Annotated in this window: 3 protein-coding genes; 1 reads left to right on the top strand and 2 read right to left on the bottom strand. The window is 71.2% G+C overall.

Annotated elements, in window-relative coordinates:
- Positions 1-343: 343 nt before the first annotated feature.
- Complete coding sequence (locus ACFYX0_RS47895) at positions 344-694, top strand: helix-turn-helix transcriptional regulator (protein ID WP_355920442.1); 351 nt, start codon at positions 344-346, stop codon at positions 692-694.
- 35 nt (positions 695-729) lie between these two features.
- Here ACFYX0_RS47895 and ACFYX0_RS47900 read toward each other — a convergent pair whose 3' ends face one another.
- Positions 730-981, bottom strand: coding sequence for a hypothetical protein (locus ACFYX0_RS47900; protein ID WP_388982176.1), 252 nt, complete (start codon positions 979-981; stop codon positions 730-732).
- A 39-nt stretch (positions 982-1,020) separates the two neighbouring features.
- Positions 1,021-1,273 (bottom strand): hypothetical protein (locus ACFYX0_RS47905; RefSeq protein ID WP_388982179.1); only part of this gene is annotated, 253 nt, incomplete at its 5' end.

Here is a 1,273-nt window from a genome sequence, read left to right on the forward strand (position 1 = left end):
CGATGAGCGGCCGCGGATGCCGCGGCGAGGGGCCTTTGCGTGGAGTCGGCTGTGGGTGGTCGGCGTCCGAGCGGGGGCGTCGGCCGGGTGCTCAACGACAGGGCGCCGGGGGGCGCGGCTTGCGGTAGGGGACTGGTCCTGGCGGATGTGCCGTGTGTTCACGGTGCGGGCTGAGCCGGTCCGCGAGTGCCGGCCGCGACGTGCAGTCGCAGGGCAGGATAGCGCAGGGTGGCGGTGGAAATGAAGGTGCAGAACGCCCCGGCGGCAGGGCCGTTAGACTCATTGACAGGCGGTCAACTCCCTCTCCACAGGAAGAACCGGCGTGCCCAACACACTGCAGGAAATGATCAGGCACAAGTTGGACCAGAACGGCTGGTCCTACAGCGATGTAGCGCGCCGCGGTGGCATCTCCCGTTCGACGGTCCACCATCTGGCGACGTCGGCGCGGCTGGCGCAGATGCCGCAGCAGACCACTTTGGAGGGCCTGGCCAGGGGGTTGGGCATCCCGGTGGCGCCGGTGCAGCGGGCCGCCGCCGAGGCCGCGGGCGTCAACCTGTATCTCGAGGACGCCCCCGAGGCCGCGGATCCCGAGGTGGCGATCCTCATTGCGAGCGTGCACAAGCTGAGTCCGACGGACCGCCGGCATGTGGCCGTCCTTGTCGAGTCGTTGCTGCAGGCGAACGGCACCCGGTAGGGGAGCGGGGCGTTCCGGCCGCCCGTGGGGGCCCGTCACTTCGGGCGCGGAGGCGGTGGGAGCGTTCGTGCCGTGTTGATCCAGTCGATGACGGCGTGCACGATGACGCAGTCGAGTTCGGCCAGGTGGAAGACGGCCTGGACGTCGACGGCGGCGAGGGGGACGCACACCCGGTCCAGGGCGTCGTACAGGCGCAGCCGGTGGGCGTGGGCGGTGGAGGTGTCCTGGCTTGCGTGGATGTCGGGTCGGGGGCCGCTGGTGGCGGGCAGAGGTGGTGTCGTTTCCAATTGATCCGCCTTGGTGTGGGTGGGCCGGCTGGGGCGGCTTCAGGTGCGCCGGGTGAAGCGGTCGAAGGTCTCCATGAGCCGGTCCTTCAGGGAGGGCGTGTCCGGCCAGGGGGACGGGTCGTCAAGTTCGCGGTGGACGGTGTCCCAGAAGGCCCCGACGACCGCGTGGTCGTACCAGTCCCCCCGTGTTCCGCGGGCAGGCGCGCAGGTGAGCAGGCCGGCCCGCTCGGTGAAGGAGCAGGCCAGCAGACTGTCGCGGGCGGCCTGGGCGGCCTGGGCGGCCTGGGCGGCC

It is taken from the genome of Streptomyces sp. NPDC002573 (assembly GCF_042889625.1).
GTDB lineage: Bacteria > Actinomycetota > Actinomycetes > Streptomycetales > Streptomycetaceae > Streptomyces > Streptomyces gibsoniae.

Excerpts from the sequence above, each read along its gene's own strand:
- ACFYX0_RS47895 (WP_355920442.1), top strand. The coding sequence starts at position 344 with ATGATCAGGCACAAGTTGGACCAGAACGGCTGGTCCTACAGCGATGTA.